Origin of the sequence: Micromonospora globbae, from assembly GCF_036184225.1 — a bacterium.
Lineage (GTDB): Bacteria > Actinomycetota > Actinomycetes > Mycobacteriales > Micromonosporaceae > Micromonospora > Micromonospora globbae.
This window is the reverse complement of the sequence record NZ_CP108084.1, coordinates 6,141,146-6,158,043: the sequence shown is the minus strand read 5'-3', so window position 1 is coordinate 6,158,043 and position 16,898 is coordinate 6,141,146. Positions and strand designations below refer to the sequence as shown.

Sequence of the window (16,898 nt, the reverse complement as noted above, 5' to 3'; positions counted from 1 at the left end):
CGGACGGACAGAACCTGCGCAGACACTTGCGCGGACGCGTACGGTATGAAAATTTCCTACCAGCGGCAAAGGGCCAGCGGCGAATCTTGCCGAAGGCGCCGCGATGAACCCTGCACGGGAGCCCCAACGAAGGGACACACCCATGAAGGCAACTCGGCTCGGCGCGGCCGGGCTGGCCGCGGCGCTGCTCGGCGCGCTCGTCGTCGCCACCCCCGCGTCCGCCACGCCCGACGCGGCGGGTGCCACCACCGCCACCGCTGCCTGCACCACCGATCCCGCCACCCCGAAGCGGCAGTTCCGGGCGCTGTGGATCGCCTCCGTCACCAACATCGACTGGCCGAGCAAGGCGTCCCAGACCGCGCCCGACCAGGTCGCCCGCCAGAAGGCCGAGTACCTCGAATGGCTCGACCTGGCCGAGCGGCTGAACCACAACGCCGTCGTGGTCCAGGTCCGCCCCACCGCCGACGCGTTCTGGCCGTCCCCGCACGAGCCCTGGTCGGAGTACCTGACGGGCGTCCGCGGGCAGGACCCGGGCTGGGACCCGCTGGCGTTCCTCGTGGAGGAGTCGCACAAGCGGAACCTGGAGTTCCACGCCTGGATGAACCCGTACCGCGTCTCGATGCCGGCCCCCGGCGGCGCCGGCGCGGACATCTCGAAGCTGGCCCCGAACCACCCGGCCCGCCAGCACCCGGACTGGGTGTTCGCGTACCCGCCGGCCGGCGTCGCCGGCAGCCGGCTCTACTACAACCCCGGCATCCCCGAGGTCCGCGAGTTCGTCGAGACCGCGATGATGGACGCGGTGAAGCGGTACGACATCGACGCCGTCCACTTCGACGACTACTTCTACCCGTACCCGAGCGGCACCCACCAGTACCCGGACGACGCCACCTTCGCCCAGTACAACCGCGGCTTCACCGACAAGGCCGACTGGCGGCGGGACAACATCAACCTGCTGATCCAGGAGATGAACGCCAAGATCAAGGCTGTCAAGCCCTGGGTGAAGTTCGGCGTCAGCCCGTTCGGCATCTGGCGGAACAAGTCCGCCGACCCGCTCGGCTCGGACACCACCGGCAGCCAGTCGTACGACATCATCTCCGCCGACACCCGCAAGTGGGTCAAGGAGGAGTGGATCGACTACATCGTCCCGCAGCTCTACTGGTACATCGGCCAGTACCCGGCGGCGGACTACGCGCGGCTGGTGCCCTGGTGGGCGGAGACCGTCCGGGGCACCCGGGTGCAGCTCTACATCGGGCAGGCCGACTACAAGAGCGGCGACCCGGCGTACGGGTCGTTCTGGATGAACCCGCGTGAGCTGTCGGACCACCTGACCCTCAACCGGTCGTACCCGGAGGTCCAGGGCAACATCCACTTCTCGGCCGTGCAGGTGCGCGCCAACCGGCTCGGCGCCACCGACATCTACGCGGCCGAGCACTACTCCCGCCCGGCGCTGATCCCGACCATGTCGCACCTGCCGGCGAAGCCGCTGCTGATGCCCGTGGTCACCCGGTCCGTCCGCGAGGACGACGGGGTCCGGCTGAGCTGGCAGCAGCCGGCCGACGGTGTCGGCCCGCTCGGCACCGCCACCTCGTACGCGATCTACCGCCTCGACGGCGTGAAGCTGGCCGGCAAGTGCGACTTCGCCGACGCCACCCACCTGGTCGACACCGTCCGCGCCACCGACGGCCGGGTCCAGTCCTGGGTGGACACGACCGCCGAGCCGGGCAAGCGGTACACGTACTACGTGACCGCGCTCGACCGGCTGGCCAACGAGAGCCCGGCGAGCCCGCCGGCCTTCGTGCTGCGCTGACCGCAACGGTCGGATGCCCCGGGTGCGCCCCGCGCCCGGGGCATTCGTCTGTTTCGACGGATGTCACCAATCGTCGGGCCAGGCGCAAGATCTACGCCTATTCATCGATCGACACTGATGGGCACCCGGTGACCCGCCGGTAACCACCCACCCGCACACCCCCGCGGAGGTACCAGTGCCCAGACGCCTCGCCACGCTCCTCGCCTCGGGCGCGCTCGCGCTGCTCGTCGCGCTGGGAGCCGCCTCCCCCGCCACCGCCGCCGTCACCCCGACACAGAAGCTCACCGTCCTGTCCGGATGGACGCAGACCAGCGCCACCAGCTACGCCGCCTGGAACTCGGCCCGCCTGGACCGGGCGCCCTGGGCCGAGTACGCCTTCGACTGGTCCACCGACTACTGCTCGTCGAGCCCGGACAACCCGCTCGGCTTCCGCTTCGAACTCTCCTGCCACCGGCACGACTTCGGCTACCGCAACTACAAGGCGATGGGCCAGTTCCCGGCCAACAAGCCCCGGCTGGACAGCGCCTTCTACGAGGACCTCAAGCGGGTCTGCGCCACGTACAACTCGGTCGTCCGTCCGGCCTGCCTCAGCCTGGCGTGGACCTACTACCAGGCCGTCAGCCTCTTCGGCTCCCTGGCGGCCGTGGACCCGGCCGACATCGAGCGCGCCGCCGCCATGAAGGCCGACGCCGAGCGCCGGGCCGGGCTGCGCGCCTGACCCGACGGGTCGCACCGTCCACCCTCAGCGACGCGGGCCCGTGCCACCGGGAGAACGGGCGCACGGGCCCGGGTCCGCCACGGGATTCGGCGTCCCGCCTCGGGATTCGTCGTCCGCCTCGTCTCCGGCTGGCGACCCCCGAGCCGGCGCGGTTCGCCGCCGGCGCTGACGTCCCGCCCGCCGTACGGTCAGGCGCGCTCGCTGTGGCCCGCCGGCCGCCGGTCCGGTTCCGACGGCGCGGCCTGGCGGGGCGCGAGGCGGGTCGGCAGCGTGCTGAACCGCGTGGAGTCGGCGGCGAGGTCGGGGTGCTCGACGTCCAGCGCGAGCGCGGCCGCCTCCTCCAGGCTCAGCTCGGCCCCCTCCCCGTACGCGGCGTCGAAGGCCGCGTCGCCCAGCCGGGCGCGCAGCTCCGCCTGCTGCTCGGCCCAGTACGCCCCGTAGATGCCGGTCGTGCAGCGCAGGTTGGCGCCGGTCGCCTGGGCGGCACCGAAGAGCCGAGCCGCGAGGTGCAGGTCTCCCCCGGCCGCGCAGCGCACCGCGATGGCGTTCAGCGTGTCGCACGCCCGGCCGTGGAAGCCGTGGCTCATCCGCGAGCGCAACGCCACCAGCAGGTGCTCGTGCGCCGCGATCAGATCGCCCCGGGCCAGCGCCACCATGCCCAGCAGCATGTCGACCGAGCGCCTCCCCCGTTCGCGCGGCCGGGCCGCCTCCACGGGGCGGGCGGCCCCGAGCAGCTCCGCCGCCTCGTCCAGCGCACCGCGGCGCCAGAGCAGTTCGGCCAGGCTGTAGACGGCGAGCAGCGCGTCGCCCAGCACGTCCTGGCCGTGCGCCCAGTCGATGACCTCGCGGCAGACCCGCTCGGCCTCGACGAACTGTCCCATGTCGACCAGCGGCGCGGCCCGGCCGGCCAGCACCCGGGCCAGCAGGCCGGCGTCGCCCGCCTGCCGGGCCGCGGCCTCGGCACGCTGCGAGTAGCGCAGCTCCTCGGCGAACTCGCCGTCCGCCCCGGCGTGCAGCGAGTGCATGTGGTACGCCGCCGCCAGCTCCGCGTCCGGGATCCGCTCACCCGTCTCGGCGATCCGCCCGTAGAGCCGGAACAGCCACAGCCGCCCCTCCCGGGCCAGTCCCCGTTCGCGCCACCACTGGTCGAGGCCACCCGCGAGACGCAGGCCGGCCGCGGCGCTGCCACCGGTCGCGCACCAGCGCAGCGCGGCCCGCAGCTCGCCGGCGAGCGGGTCGAGCGTGTAGAGGGACAGGGTGACCGGGCGACCGTCCGCGCCCAGGTGCGCCCGCTCCAGGGCGTGCGCCGACCAGGCCACGTGCCGGTCCCGGGCGGCCCGCTCCTCCCCCGCCTCGGCGAGCCGCCGGGCCGCGTACGCCCGGATCGGGTCGAGCATCCGGTAGGTGCTGCCCGAGGCGTGCGGCTCGGCGAGCACCATCGACTTGTCCACCAGCACCGAGAGCGGGTCGAGCGGGTCGTCACCGAGCAACCACTCCACCGTCGCGAGGTCCACCGGACCGGCGAAGACGGACATCCACCGCAGCAGCCGGGCGGCCCGCGGCCCGAGGGTCCGGTACGACCACGTGACGGTGGCCTGCATGGTGAGGTGGCGCTCCGTCGCCGACTTCTGCACGGCCCGGGTCGCCGGGGTCGGCGGGGACGCGCCGGCCGCCGCGGCGACCAGGTCCACCGTGTCCTGCTGGTTGCCCATCCAGCCCCGGTCCACCGGCGGCGGCTCCGGGTCCTCCCGGCCCGCGTCCAGCGTCCCGAGGACGTCGTCGAGGCGTTCGGCGAGCTGGCCGACCGAGAGCACCCGCAGCCGCGCGGCGGCCAGCTCGATGGCGAGCGGCAGCCCGTCCAGGCGTTGCACCACCCGGCGCAGGTCCGCCGACTCGGCCGGGTCCGGCGGCCGGCCGCCCCGCGCCGCCGCGGTGCGGTCCAGCAGCAGCGCCACGGCGTCGCTCTCCGCGCCGTCGTCGCGCGGCTCGACCGAGAGCGGCGGGATCCGCCACACCACCTCCCCCGGCAGGCCGAACGACTCCCGGCTGGTGGCCAGCACCCGCACCCCGCGCCCGCCGGCGAGCAGCCGGGCGATCACCTCGGCGCAGGCCGCCGGCTGCGCGTCGCAGGTGTCCAGCAGGATCAGCATCCGGCGGGCGGCCGCGTACTCCACGAGGGTGTCCACCACCGGCCGGCCCGGCTCCGGCCGCAGGCCGAGCACGGCCGCCACCTCGAACGCCACCAGCCCCGGGTCGGTCACCGCGGCGATGTCGACGAACCAGACCCCGTCCGGGTACGCCTCGACCACGCCGGAGGCCAGCTCGACGGCGAGCCGGGTCTTGCCGGCGCCGCCCGCACCGAGCACGGTCACCAGCCGGTGCTCCTCCACGAGGCGGCGCAGCTCGGCGCGTTCGGTCTCCCGACCGATGAACGAGGTGACCTGGGTGGGCAGGTTGTGCGCCACCGCGTCGGCGGTGCGCGGGCGTGGGAACTGCCGCTCCAACCCCGGAGCGACCAGCTGGAAGAGGCGTTCCCGGTCGTCGAACCCGCGCAGCCGGTGCAGGCCGAGGTCGAGCAGGGAGGCGCCCGCGGGCAACGGGTCGGCGCGGCGGGCCGTCGACGCCGAGCAGAGCACCTGGCCGCCGTGCGCGGCCGCGGCGATCCGGGCCGCGCGGTGCACCTCCGGGCTCGCGTACTCGCCGTCGCGCGGTTCCGCGTAGCCGGTGTGCAGACCCATCCGTACGCGCGGCGCGGCCTCGGGCGTGGGCCAGTCGTGGCTGGCCAGGGCCCGCTGGGCGGTGAGGCAGGCGGTCAGCGCGGCCGTCGCGTCGGGGAAGGCGAGGAAGAACGAGTCGCCCTCGGTGAGCAGCTCCGCGCCGCCCGTCCCGGCGAGCGTCCGGCGCAGCAGCCGGCGGTGTTCGCTGAGCACCGGGCGGTAGTCCGGACCGAGCAGCTGCGCCAGCCGGGTCGAGCCCTCGATGTCGGTGAACACGAAGGTCACCCACCCGGTCGGGAGCTGGATCCGTGCCGCCATGCGTCGAACCTCCGCCCGTGACGTCGGATTCATGCTGCCCGAAGCCGGGCGGTGACGCATCGTGAGAACGGCCGGCCGGGCACGGACTCAAGGTGCCACTCGGCCTCGGCTGGGGCAAGGTCCGCCCGCCGCTCGGTGGGTGCGGGTGGTCCCGCGTTCGCGTCTCAGCAGCCGCAGGCGCCGCCGCAGCAGCCACCGCCGGACGACGGTGCGCCACCGGAGGCGCCACCGCGGCCGGTGACCGCCACGGTGGAGAGCAGCTTGACGGTGTCCAGGTGACCCTGGGGGCACGCGGCCGGCTCACCGGCCCGGTCCATGGTGCGGTTGACCTCGAACGTGTCGCCGCAGGCGCGGCAGCGGAACTCGTACCGGGGCATGAGATCAGGGTACGCGCGGACCTGACGTGTCGCGGAGCATGGGTGATACTCGACGGGTGGTGGACGGCGAGGACAGATCGAAACTTCGGCCCCTGCGCCCGGCCGCGCCGCTCGACGGGCCACTCGCCGAGTCCGGCGCGGCACCCGATCCGGCTCCCGGACGGCTGCCCCGGCCGCGCCGCCCCTGGCTGAGAGCGGGCACCCCCGCCGGGCCCGGGTCCGAGGGCGGCCCGGACGGCGAGCGGCAGGCCCCGACCGAGGAAGCGTCCACACCCGACGCCGCAGGCGGCACCACGGGCGAGGCCGCGTCGGCGACCGGCGGGGTGGGGCCTGCCGAGCCGAGGACGGACGCCGAGCCGGCTCCGAGCACTGTCGCGGGCTCGGCGACCGACCCGACCGCCGGCCCGGACACCGCCTCGCACACCGACGCGGGCGGGGCCACGGACCCTGCCCCGGCGAGCGACGCCGGCGCGGACGCGCGGAGCGACGCAGACCCGAAGGCCGACGCGGACACCCCGGACACCAGGACGGACCCGGTCCCGAAGGCCGGCGCGGACACCACCGTGGACACCGGCGCGGGCACGACTACCGACCCGGCCCCGAAGGCCGACGCGACGACCGCACCGTCCCCGACGAGCGACGCGGCCTCCGCACCGAAGTCCGACGCCGACTCCACGATCGGCTCCGCGGGCGCGTCGCCGACCGACCCGGCGACGGACGGCCCGGGCTCCGCGCCCGCGCGGAGGACCCGCGGCTACCGGGTGCCGTTCGCGCACGCCGTACGCCTGGGCCCACGCCGCGCCGCGACGGCCGCCGCCCGGGCCACCCGCTCCTGGTCGCGGCGGCCCAGCGGCCGGCTCACGCTCACCGGCGTGGTCCTGCTCGCCCTGGTGGCGGCGACGGCGGCGGCCGGCGCGCTGGTGGTGCCGGCGACGATCCGCGCGCCCCGGCCGGTCGCGGCGGACGCCACCGCCGCACCCACCGCTCCGGCTCCCGGGCTGGCGCCGTCGGTGCCGGCGTCGGGGCTGCCCGACGGTACGTTGCCCACCACGGCACCGCCCACCGGCGGGCTTCCGGCCAGCCCGGCCGGGGGCCGCCCGGCGGACGCGCTGGCCGGCTGGGCGCAGCAGATCGGCCCCAAGGTCGGCATCTCCCCGACGGCCATGCAGGCGTACGGCTACGCCGAGCTGGTGCTCGCCCAGACCAACCGCAGCTGTGCGCTGAGCTGGACGACCCTGGCGGCCATCGGGTTCGTCGAGTCCTCGCACGGGCAGGCCAACGGCGCCACGCTCGGCGCGGACGGGCGGGCCACGCCGGAGATCATCGGCCTGCCGCTCGACGGCCGGGACGGCCGCATGCGCATCATCGACACCGATCGGGGCCAGCTCGACCGGGACACCACCTACGACCGCGCGATCGGCCCCATGCAGTTCATCCCGACCACCTGGCAGGAGGTCGGCGTCGACGCGGACAACGACGGCCGCAAGGATCCGCACGACATCGACGACGCCGCCCTGGCCGCCGCGAACTACCTGTGCCGCAACGGCCGCAACCTGAGCATCCCCGCGGACTGGTGGAACGCCATCCTGTCGTACAACGACGTACGCCGCTACGCGCAGGACGTCTTCGACACCGCCAACCGTTACGGGCGGGCCAGCCGTACGTGAAGTGATCGTCCGCCTACATTTGGAGAACTGGGCACTTCCCCCGGGCTGCGGTTAGCGGCAAGCTAGACGGGTGATGGTGCGCGAGTGGGACGCGCGGACCGCGTCGTCCGCCGAGATCGCATCGCTGCTGGACACGCTCAACGCGGTCCTCGCGGCGGACCTGCCGCAGGATCCGCCGTGGCGGGAGAGTTCCCTGCGGGAATACCTCACCGAGGTGATGCCGGGCCAGCGGCGGATCTCGTGGGTCGCGCAGGGGGAGCCGGCCGCGGACGGGTCGCCGGGGGCCATCCTGGGCCAGGTGCACGTGCTCCTGCTCGGTGACATCGGGGTGCTGGAGGTGTTGGTGCACCCCTCGGTGCGGCGCACCGGCCTCGGGCGCGAGCTGGTGCGGGTCGCGGCGCGCCGGGTCTACCAGGAGGGCTTCTCCTCCATCGGCGCCGAGGTCGTCGGCGACACCCCGGCCGTGGGCTTCTACGAGGCGCTCGGCTTCACGAGGGAGTACGTCGAGACCCGCAGTGTCCTCGACCTCTCCACGGTGGACTGGGCCGAGTTGGCCGAGATGGCCGGCGGCATCGGGGCGGGCTACCACCTGGAGTTCCACCCGGGCGGACCGCCCGACGAGCTCATCGAGGCGTACGCGCGGGCCAAGGCCGAGGTCCGCGACATCGAGGACGGGGAACTGCGCCCCAGCTCCTACGACGCGCAGCGGCTGCGGGACAGCCTGGACTGCCTGCACCGGCGCGGCATGAAGCCGTACATCGTGCTGGCCCTGCACGAGCAGACCGGCGAGGTGGCCGGGCTGACCGAGGTCGTGGTGCCGGCGCAGCACCCCACCCGGGCCGACCAGTACGACACGATCGTCGTGCAGGACCACCGCGGCTACGGCATCGACCGGGCCATCAAGGCGCGGATGCTGATCGAACTGCGTTCGGCCGAGCCGGAACTGGCCGAGGTGCAGACCTGGAACGCCCAGGCCAACGAGGCGATGTTGAAGGTGAACGCCGAGCTGGGTTACCGGCCCGACCGCGACTGGTGCGAGTACAGCGTCGACGTGGCCGAGCTGGTGCACCGCCTCGACGCGGCCCGCTGACCGCCCGATCGGGGCGGACGCGGGGTCAGAGCTCGCAGAGCTTGCGACCGGAGCGGATGTCGTCGAGGGCGGCGTGCAGCTCACGGATCCGCTGCTCCGCCTCGGCGGTCAGCCGCTCGTGCAGTGCCTGCCAGTCGGCCGGCTCCGGGTCCGGCGGCAGGGCGGCGAGCAGCTCCCGGATCTCACCGACGCTCAGGCCGATCCGCTGCGCGACGCGGGCGACCCGGACCCGGCACGCCGCCTCCGGCCCGAACCGCCGCTGGTTGCCGCTGGTGCGGCCGGCCGTGATGAGCCCCTGCCGCTCGTAGAACCGCACCGCCGAGCCGCTGACGCCGCTCTCTCGGGCCACGTCGCTGACTGTGAGCGTGCTCACTCGCGCCCTCCGTTGGTCACCCTTGACTTAAACATTTGTTTCAGTTTTAGCGTCGGGTGCATGACGACGCAAGCAGCCAGTTCACCGCCCACCGTCGCCGTGCTCGTCGGCAGCGTGCGCCGGCCGCGGATCGGCCGCCTCGTCGCCGACTGGTTCGTCGGCCGGGCCGCCGAACGCGACGACCTCCGTACCGACCTGATCGATCTCGCCGAGGTGGCCCTTCCCCTCACCGACACCCCGCCCGGCGGCAACCCGGCCAGCCCGATCGCCGGCCGGCTCGCCGAGGCGGACGGCTTCGTGGTGGTCACCCCGGAGTACAACCACAGCTTCCCGGCGGCACTGAAGAACGCCATCGACTGGCACCACCGGGAGTGGATGGGCAAGCCGGTCGCCTTCGTCTCGTACGGCGCCGGCTCCGGCGGCGTCCGCGCCGTCGAACAGTTGCGCCTGGTCTTCGCCGAACTGCACGCGGCCACCACCCGCACGGGCGTGGTGCTCACCGCTCCGTGGGAGCGGATCGACGCGGCCGGCCGGTTCGTCGACGACGGGCCGACGCGCCGGGCCGCCGACGCGACCCTGACCGAGCTGGTGTGGTGGGCCGAGGCGCTGCGCGCCGCCCGGCGGACCCGACCGTACGGGAGCTGACGTGGACGGCAGAACACGACGCCTCGGTTGGTACCTGACCCTCGGCGGCCTGCTCGCGGTGATCGACACCACGGTCACCGTCGTGGCGCTGCCTCGCCTTGTCGAGGACCTCGACACGAACCTGACCACGGTCGGCTGGGTGACCAGCGCGTACGCCCTCGCGCTGGTCGCCGTCATGCCGACGGCCGCCTGGGTCATCGGGCGGTACGGCCCCCGCGCCGCCTACCTCGGCGCGCTCCTGCTGTTCACGGCCGGCTCGGTGCTGGCCGGGCTGGCGTGGGACATCGGCTCGCTGATCGTCTTCCGGGCCGTGCAGGGTCTCGGCGGCGGGCTGCTCAACCCCGTCGGCATGACGATCGCCCTGGCCGCGGTGCCGCCGCACCGGCGGGGCCGGATGATGAGCCTGCTGGGACTGCCGGTCCTGGTCGGCCCGCTGATCGGGCCGGTGCTCGGCGGGGTGCTGCTCGACCACGCGTCCTGGCGGTGGATCTTCTGGATCAACCTCCCGGTCGGCGCGGCGGCGCTGCTGCTCGGCCGGCGGCTCCTGCCGCCGCCCGAGGCCCGCCGCGAACCGGCTCCCCTGGACGTCACCGGGCTCCTGCTGCTCTGCCCGGGCCTCACCCTGGCCGTGCTGGCGCTCAGCCTCACCGGAGAGAGCGGCGGTGTGGTCAGCGGCCCGGTGCTGGTCCCGCTGGCGCTCGGCGCCGTGCTGGTGGCCGCGTTCGTCCGCCGGGCCGGCCGCGTCCGGCACCCGCTGCTGCGGCTGTCCGTGCTCCGCGCGCCCGGCATGGCCGGGGGAGCCGGCACGGTCGCGCTGTTCGCCGCCGGCTACTTCGGCGCCTTCCTGACCATCCCGGCGTACGTCCAGATCGTGCGCGGCGACAGCGCCACCCTCGCCGGGGTGATCGGGATCCCGCAGGCGCTGACGACCGGGCTCATGCTCCAGGTGGCAACCCGGCTCGTGGACCGGGTGTCCGCCCGCCGGCTGGTCGGTCTCGGCATCGCGACGGCGACGGCCGGCACCGTGGCGCGGGCCCTGGTGCTGGACGCCGACACGTCGTACGCGCTGATCGCCGTGCTCGGCGCGGTCATCGGGCTGGGCATGGGCGCCACCCTCATGCCGACCATGACGGCGGCCAGCCGGTCTCTGCCACCGGCGGACCTGCCCTCCGGCACGACGCTGCTCACCACCGTGTCGCACACCTCCGTGGCAGCCGGCACGGCGCTGATCGCCGCGGCGCTCTCCTGGGCCGCCGGCCGGTCCGCACCGGCACTCGCCGGGGAGGGCATCGCCGCCGTCGCGCGGCTCGACCCGGTCACCCGCGCCGGACTCGTGCCCGAGCTGGCGTGGTCCGTGCAGTTCGCGGTGGCGGTCTCCGCGGTGCTGCTCGGGCTGGCCTGGTTCACCAGCCGGCGGCTACCCGGCCGGCCGGTCCCGCCGCCCGCCGGCGGCGACCCGGCGGTCAGTAACGCTCGCGGAGCAGCCGGGCCGCCTCCACGGCCCAGTACGTGAGGATGATCTGGGCGCCGGCGCGCCGGATCGACGTGAGCGTCTCCAGCATCACCCGCTCCCGGTCGATCCAGCCGTTCGCGGCGGCCGCCTCGACCATCGCGTACTCGCCCGAGACCTGGTACGCGGCGACCGGCACGTCCACCGCGTCGCGTACCGCGGAGACCACGTCCAGGTACGGCAGCGCCGGCTTCACCATCACCATGTCGGCGCCCTCGGCCACGTCGAGCGCGACCTCCCGCAGCGACTCCCGCAGGTTCGCCGGGTCCTGCTGGTACGCCCGGCGGTCGCCCTCCAGCGCGGACTCCACGGCGTCCCGGAAGGGGCCGAAGAAGGCCGAGGCGTACTTCACGGCGTAGGCCAGCACCGCCACGTCCTGATGGCCGGCGGCGTCGAGCGCCCGGCGCACCGCGCCGACCTGGCCGTCCATCATCCCGGACGGCCCGACCACGTGGACGCCGGCCTCGGCCTGGGCCACCGCCATCTCGGCGTACGCGCCCAGGGTGGCGTCGTTGTCGACCTCGCCGTCGGGGGTGAGCAGACCGCAGTGCCCGTGCGAGGTGAACTCGTCCAGGCAGAGGTCGCTCATCACCACGGTGGCGTCGCCCACCTCGGAGACGACGTCGCGGATCGCCACGTTGAGGATGCCGTCCGGATCGATCCCGCCGGAACCGGCCGGGTCCCGCTCCGCGGGCACGCCGAAGAGCATGATCCCGCCGATGCCCGCCTGCACCGCCTCCACGGCGGCCTTCCGCAGCGAGTCCCGGGAGTGCTGGAGCACCCCCGGGAGCGACGCGATCGCACGCGGCTCGGTGAGGCCCTCCTTGACGAACATCGGCACGATCAGCTCGGCCGGGTCGAGGCGGGTCTCGGAGACCAGCCGCCGCAGCGCCGGGGTGCGGCGCAGCCGGCGGGGCCGGATCTCGGGGTACGGCACGGGTGCCTCCTGGACGACTACCGGAACCTCAGGGCGGTCGGCCCCTGCACCTTCGAGCCGCGACGCTGCTTCGCCGGCATGGCGGCGAGCTTCTCCCGCAGTTCGACGGCGTAGGCGGCGAGCGCCTCCACCAGATCGGGCACCGAGGCGTGCTGCGGCTGGACGTCGACCCGCAGGCCGAACTCCGTCGCCGTCTCCGCCGTCTTCGGGCCGATGACCGCCACAACTGTACGCGCGTGCGGCTTCCCGGCGATGCCGACGAGGTTCCGGACCGTCGAGGACGAGGTGAAGAGCACCGCGTCAAACCCGCCCGACTTGATCGCGTCGCGGATCTCGGCCGGCGGCGGCGCCGCCCGGACCGTCCGGTACGCGGTCACGTCGTCGACCTCCCAGCCGCGCTCCGTGAGCCCGGCGGCGAGCGTCTCGGTGGCGATGTCGGCGCGCGGCAGCAGCACCCGGCCGACCGGGTCGAGCACCTCGTCGTGCGGCGAGAACTCGGCCAGCAGGCCCTCGGAGGACTGCTCGCCCGACGGGATCAGCTCCGGCTGGATGCCGAACGCGCGCACCGCGTCGGCCGTCGCGTCGCCGATGCAGGCGATCTTGACGCCGCCGAAGTGCCGGGCGTCGAGCCCGTGCTCGGCGAACTTCTCCCAGACCGCGCGGACCGCGTTCACCGAGGTGAAGATCACCCAGGCGTACCGGCCGTCGACCAGTCCCTTGACCGCCCGCTCCATCTGCGCCGGGGTGCGCGGCGGCTCCACGGCGATGGTCGGCACCTCGCACGGGATCGCCCCGTACGCGCGCAGCCGGGCGCTCATCACGCCGGCCTGCTCCTTCGTACGCGGCACGAGCACCTTCCAGCCGTACAGCGGCCGGTTCTCCCACCAGCTGAGCTTGTCCCGCTCGCCGACGCCCTCACCGAGGGTGAGCACCACCCGGCCGGTGAAGCCGAGCGCGGCGGCCACGAAGCTGTCCACCGTCGACGTGGTCGTGTACTGCGTCTCGCCGGTGCCGTCCCCGGTCACGCCGACCGCCGTGGCGCCGTCCACGCCCGCCGCGAGCAGCCCGTCCCGGACCGCCGCGAGGTCACCGGCGTCCACGGCGAGCGCCAGCGAGCCCCGGGCGGCGGCCGCGGCCAGCGCCTCGAAGTCCAGCGCGCCGACGTCCTCGACGTCCGCCGCCGTGCGTACGCCCGGCAGCGGCACGCCCGCGTACGTGGCGACGCCCTCGGCCTGACCCACGCCCGGCACCACCTCGAACTGGGCGGCGGTGCGGGCGACCGCCTGCACCTCCTTGACCACCGAGTCGTGGCCGAACGGGTCCCCGGCGACGAGGTGCACGGCGTTCTGCCCGGCGCGGGCCGCGGAGATGAGCACCTTGGCCACGTCACCCGGCGCCCCTTCGGCCGGGGTGAACTCGGCGTCGGCACGGGCCTCGGCGCGCACGGCCGCGAGCAGCGACTCGGGGACTCCCCGGTCGTACACCACCTGGTCCGCGTCGACCAGGGCGTCGTGCGCCCGGCGGGTCAGCAGGCCCGGGTCGCCGGGACCGGCCCCGACGAACGCGATGCGGCCTACGGGCTTACGGGTGCGGGTCATTCTGTGCTCCCAAATTGCTGGGTCCCCGGACCGGTGTGTCCTTCGTGGCCGAGGATCGTGTCGGCGCCGAGGTCGAGGAGTTCGGCGGCGAGTGCCTTGCCGATCTCCGCCGCGTCGGCGGGCGTTCCGGTGCGGGACAGCCGGAGGTCACGGGTGCCGTCCGGACTGATCACCGCCCCGCGCAGGTAGATCTCCTCACCGGCGGCCTCGGCGTCCGAGCCCGAGGGCTCGCCCTCGGCGACGACGGCGTAGGCGGCGACCGGAGCGGAGCATCCGGCCTCGAGAGTGGCCAGCAACGCCCGCTCCGCGGTGACCGCGGCGCGGGTCGGTGCGTGATCGAGCACGGCGAGCAGCTCGATCATGTCGGTGTCGTCGGCCCGGCACTCCACCGCGAGCGCGCCCTGGGCGGGCGCGGGCAGCATCAGCATCGGGTCGAGCGTCTCGGTGATCTCGCCGGCCCGACCGAGCCGGCTGAGCCCGGCCCGGGCCAGGACGATCGCGTCGAGGTCGGCGTCCGGGCCGAGCACCCGCGCCAGGCGGGTGTCCACGTTGCCCCGGATCGGGGTGACGTCCAGCTGCATCCCGAGGGCGTGCAGCTGGGCCGTTCGGCGCAGCGAGCCGGTGCCGACCCGCGCGCCCGGCGGCAGCTCCGCGAGCGTACGGCCGTCCCGGGCGACCAGCGCGTCACGCGGGTCCTCCCGGGGCGGCACCGCCGCGATGTGCAGCCCGGCGGTCTGCGCGGTCGGCAGGTCCTTGTAGGAGTGGACCGCGAAGTCGATGGTGCGGGCGGCCAACGCGTCGCGCAGGGCCGAGACGAAGACGCCGACGCCGAGACGGTGCACCGGCGCGTGCGAGCGGTCACCGGCGGTGACGATCTCGACCAGTTCGACGGGGCGTCCGGTGGCCGCGGTCAGCGCGTCGGCGACGTGCCCGGACTGGGCCATCGCGAGCGCGCTGCCCCGGGTACCGAGGCGCAGGGGGGTCATCGCTCACCTCCGGTGGGCGGGGTGGGGTCGGTCTCCACGACGTCGGGGACGGTGTCGACCGGCGAGGTCTGCGGCACCTGGAGGTCGAACAGCTCCCGCAGCAGGGCCGCGTACTGGTCGCCGCCGGGCTCCGCGGCGAGCTGGCGGACGCGCACCGTCGGCTGGTGCAGCAGGCGCTGCACCACCCGGTGCACCGTCCGGGCCACCTCGGCGCGCTGGTCGTCGGTGAGGTCGGGCCGCCGCTGGGCGAGCCGGCGCAGCTCGGCGCTGACCACGTCGTCGGCGCGCCCGCGCAGGGCGGCGACCGTGGGAGCGACGTCGGCCCCGCGCAGCCAGGTGAGGAAGGCATCGACCTCCGTGCTGACGATGCGCTCGACGGCGGCGGCGTCGCCCGCGGCCTCGCCGTCGGCCAGCAGGGCGGCCATGCGCTCGATGTCGATGACCTCGACCCCGGGCAGCTCGGCGACCCCGGCCTCCACGTCACGCGGCACGGCGAGGTCGAGCAGGACCAGTGGGCCGCGGTCGGGGGCGCGTTCGGCCAGCGCGGCGGTCACCACCGCGCGGGTGAGGACCGGTTCGATGGCCGCGGTGGCGGCCACTACGATGTCCACTGTGGAGAGCGCGGCGGACAGCTCGGCCATCGGGACGGCGGTGGCCCCGTACGACTCGGCCAGCCGGACCGCCCGGTCGATCCCGCGGTTGGTGACCGTGAGCGGCGCGGCGCCGAGCCGCGAGAGCGTCGCGACGCCCAGCGAGCCCATCGCGCCGGCCCCGACCACCAGGGCCGGCCGGCCGGCGAGGTCGCCGTCGAGATGATCGGCGGCCAGTCCCAGGGCGGCCGTGACCACGCTCTGGCCGGCCCGGTCGATGCCGGTCTCGGCGTGCGCGCGCTTGCCCACCCGCAGGGCCTGCTGCATCAGCTCGTGCAGCAGGCGGCCGGCCGAGTCGGCGTCGGTGGCCCAGTGGTAGGCGTCGCGCAGCTGGCCGAGGATCTGGGCCTCGCCGACCACCATCGAGTCCAGTCCGGTGGCGACCCGGAAGACGTGGTCGACCGCCGCGGCGTCGTAGTGCACGTAGAGGTGGTTGGCGAGCGCGCCCGGGGCGCAGTGGGCGTGCTCGGCCAGGACGGCGCAGATGTCGCCGAGGCCGCCGTGGAAACCGGACACGGAGGCGTAGACCTCCACCCGGTTGCAGGTGGAGACGAGCACGGCTTCGCTCACGTACGGCTGGGCGACCAGCCGGTCCAGGATGCGGCCCAGCTCCGCCGGGGGCACCGCCAGCTGTTCGAGCGTGGCGACCGGGGCGGTGCGGTAGGACGCGCCGACGACGAGGAGTTTCACGTGCCGATCGCCTCCTGGGAGTCGGTGGCCGCGAGCCCACCGGGCAGGGCCGTGAGGGCGGAGCCGCCGGTGGCGGGCAATCCGGTCAGCGACGCCTTGCGGTGCTCGTGGAAGGACAGGATCTGCAGCTCGATGGCGAGATCGACCTTGCGCACGTCGACCCCCTCCGGGACCGAGAGTACGCAGGGTGCGAAGTTCAGGATGCTCGTCACGCCGACCGCGACCAGCTCGTCGGCCACCTGCTGGGCGGCGGCGGCCGGGGTGGCGATCACGCCGATGGCGATGGACTCCTCGGCGGCGACCCGGGGCAGCTCGTCGATGTGGCGTACGACCAGGCCGTTGATCTCCTCGCCCACGCGCGCCGGGTCGGCGTCGAAGAGCGCGGCGATGCGGAAGCCGCGGCTCGCGAAGCCGTCGTAGCCGGCCAGGGCGTGACCGAGGTTACCCACGCCGACCAGGGCGACCGCCCGGTTCTGGGTCAGCCCGAGCACCGACTCGATCTGACCGATCAGCACGGCGACGTCGTAGCCGACCCCGCGGGTGCCGTACGAGCCCAGGTGGGAGAGGTCCTTGCGGAGCTTGGCGGAGTTGACCCCGGCGGCGGTGGCCAGGCCCTCGCTGGAGACCGTCTCGTGGCCGGTGTCAGCGAGGTTGTGCAGGGCGCGGAGATACTCCGGGAGCCGCGCGACGGTCGCCTCGGGCAGGTCCGGAAGCGCCGGTACGGCACCGGCGCTACCGGGCGCGCCAGGGTGACGGTGCTGACTCATGAGACTCCGTGCGGTGCGGTCGTCGGCCGACTCCGGCGGTCGGCCGCT

14 protein-coding genes are annotated in these 16,898 nt (G+C 74.6%); 6 read left to right on the top strand and 8 right to left on the bottom strand.

Annotation, left to right across the window (positions count from 1 at the left end; all coding sequences use genetic code 11):
- The first annotated feature begins 142 nt into the window (after positions 1 to 142).
- Both OG994_RS28135 and OG994_RS28130 read left to right on the top strand, forming a co-directional pair.
- Positions 143 to 1,807 (top strand): glycoside hydrolase family 10 protein, encoded by a 1,665-nt coding sequence (locus tag OG994_RS28135; protein WP_328851507.1) that lies wholly within the window; start codon positions 143 to 145, stop codon positions 1,805 to 1,807.
- 175 nt (positions 1,808 to 1,982) lie between these two features.
- Complete coding sequence (locus OG994_RS28130) at positions 1,983 to 2,525, top strand: phospholipase (protein ID WP_328851506.1); 543 nt, start codon at positions 1,983 to 1,985, stop codon at positions 2,523 to 2,525.
- Positions 2,526 to 2,713: 188 nt separating this feature from the next.
- Here the strand turns inward: OG994_RS28130 and OG994_RS28125 are convergent, their stop codons facing one another.
- Together OG994_RS28125 and OG994_RS28120 are read right to left on the bottom strand one after the other, a co-directional pair.
- Positions 2,714 to 5,593: an ATP-binding protein gene (locus OG994_RS28125; protein ID WP_328851505.1), complete on the bottom strand. Its 2,880-nt coding sequence runs from the start codon at positions 5,591 to 5,593 to the stop codon at positions 2,714 to 2,716.
- A gap of 131 nt (positions 5,594 to 5,724) precedes the next feature.
- A complete protein-coding gene (locus OG994_RS28120) occupies positions 5,725 to 5,937 on the bottom strand; it encodes an FmdB family zinc ribbon protein (protein WP_328851504.1) in 213 nt (70 codons plus the stop codon).
- A 323-nt stretch (positions 5,938 to 6,260) separates the two neighbouring features.
- Between OG994_RS28120 and OG994_RS28115 the strand changes: the two genes are divergently transcribed.
- Positions 6,261 to 7,604, top strand: a complete 1,344-nt coding sequence (locus tag OG994_RS28115; protein WP_407942620.1) for a lytic transglycosylase domain-containing protein — start codon at positions 6,261 to 6,263, stop codon at positions 7,602 to 7,604.
- 73 nt (positions 7,605 to 7,677) lie between these two features.
- Positions 7,678 to 8,694 (top strand): GNAT family N-acetyltransferase, encoded by a 1,017-nt coding sequence (locus OG994_RS28110; protein WP_328853814.1) that lies wholly within the window; start codon positions 7,678 to 7,680, stop codon positions 8,692 to 8,694.
- Positions 8,695 to 8,719: 25 nt separating this feature from the next.
- Here the strand turns inward: OG994_RS28110 and OG994_RS28105 are convergent, their stop codons facing one another.
- Positions 8,720 to 9,067, bottom strand: coding sequence for a MerR family transcriptional regulator (locus tag OG994_RS28105; protein WP_120329709.1), 348 nt, complete (start codon positions 9,065 to 9,067; stop codon positions 8,720 to 8,722).
- A 60-nt stretch (positions 9,068 to 9,127) separates the two neighbouring features.
- Here OG994_RS28105 and OG994_RS28100 point away from each other — a divergent pair, with 60 nt between their 5' ends.
- Together OG994_RS28100 and OG994_RS28095 are read left to right on the top strand one after the other, a co-directional pair.
- Positions 9,128 to 9,712, top strand: a complete 585-nt coding sequence (locus OG994_RS28100; protein WP_120329708.1) for an NADPH-dependent FMN reductase — start codon at positions 9,128 to 9,130, stop codon at positions 9,710 to 9,712.
- A gap of 1 nt (position 9,713) precedes the next feature.
- The gene (locus OG994_RS28095; RefSeq protein ID WP_120329707.1) at positions 9,714 to 11,225 is read left to right on the top strand and encodes a DHA2 family efflux MFS transporter permease subunit; all 1,512 of its coding nucleotides are present in this window, start codon (positions 9,714 to 9,716) and stop codon (positions 11,223 to 11,225) included.
- Here OG994_RS28095 and hemB read toward each other — a convergent pair.
- Genes hemB through OG994_RS28070 form a run of 5 tightly spaced genes read right to left on the bottom strand, consistent with a single transcriptional unit; the run spans position 11,176 to position 16,850 of the window.
- A complete protein-coding gene (hemB, locus tag OG994_RS28090; protein ID WP_328851502.1) occupies positions 11,176 to 12,159 on the bottom strand; it encodes a porphobilinogen synthase in 984 nt (327 codons plus the stop codon). The genes OG994_RS28095 and hemB overlap by 50 nt on opposite strands.
- Positions 12,160 to 12,176: 17 nt before the next feature.
- Entirely contained in the window at positions 12,177 to 13,757 is a 1,581-nt protein-coding gene (locus OG994_RS28085) for a bifunctional uroporphyrinogen-III C-methyltransferase/uroporphyrinogen-III synthase (RefSeq protein WP_328851501.1), read from the bottom strand.
- Positions 13,754 to 14,743: a hydroxymethylbilane synthase gene (gene hemC, locus OG994_RS28080; protein ID WP_120329704.1), complete on the bottom strand. Its 990-nt coding sequence runs from the start codon at positions 14,741 to 14,743 to the stop codon at positions 13,754 to 13,756. The genes OG994_RS28085 and hemC overlap by 4 nt, the downstream gene beginning before the upstream one ends.
- A complete protein-coding gene (locus tag OG994_RS28075) occupies positions 14,740 to 16,083 on the bottom strand; it encodes a glutamyl-tRNA reductase (RefSeq protein WP_120329703.1) in 1,344 nt (447 codons plus the stop codon). The genes hemC and OG994_RS28075 overlap by 4 nt, the downstream gene beginning before the upstream one ends.
- Positions 16,080 to 16,850 (bottom strand): redox-sensing transcriptional repressor Rex, encoded by a 771-nt coding sequence (locus OG994_RS28070; protein ID WP_120329702.1) that lies wholly within the window; start codon positions 16,848 to 16,850, stop codon positions 16,080 to 16,082. The genes OG994_RS28075 and OG994_RS28070 overlap by 4 nt, the downstream gene beginning before the upstream one ends.
- Positions 16,851 to 16,898 lie beyond the last annotated feature (48 nt).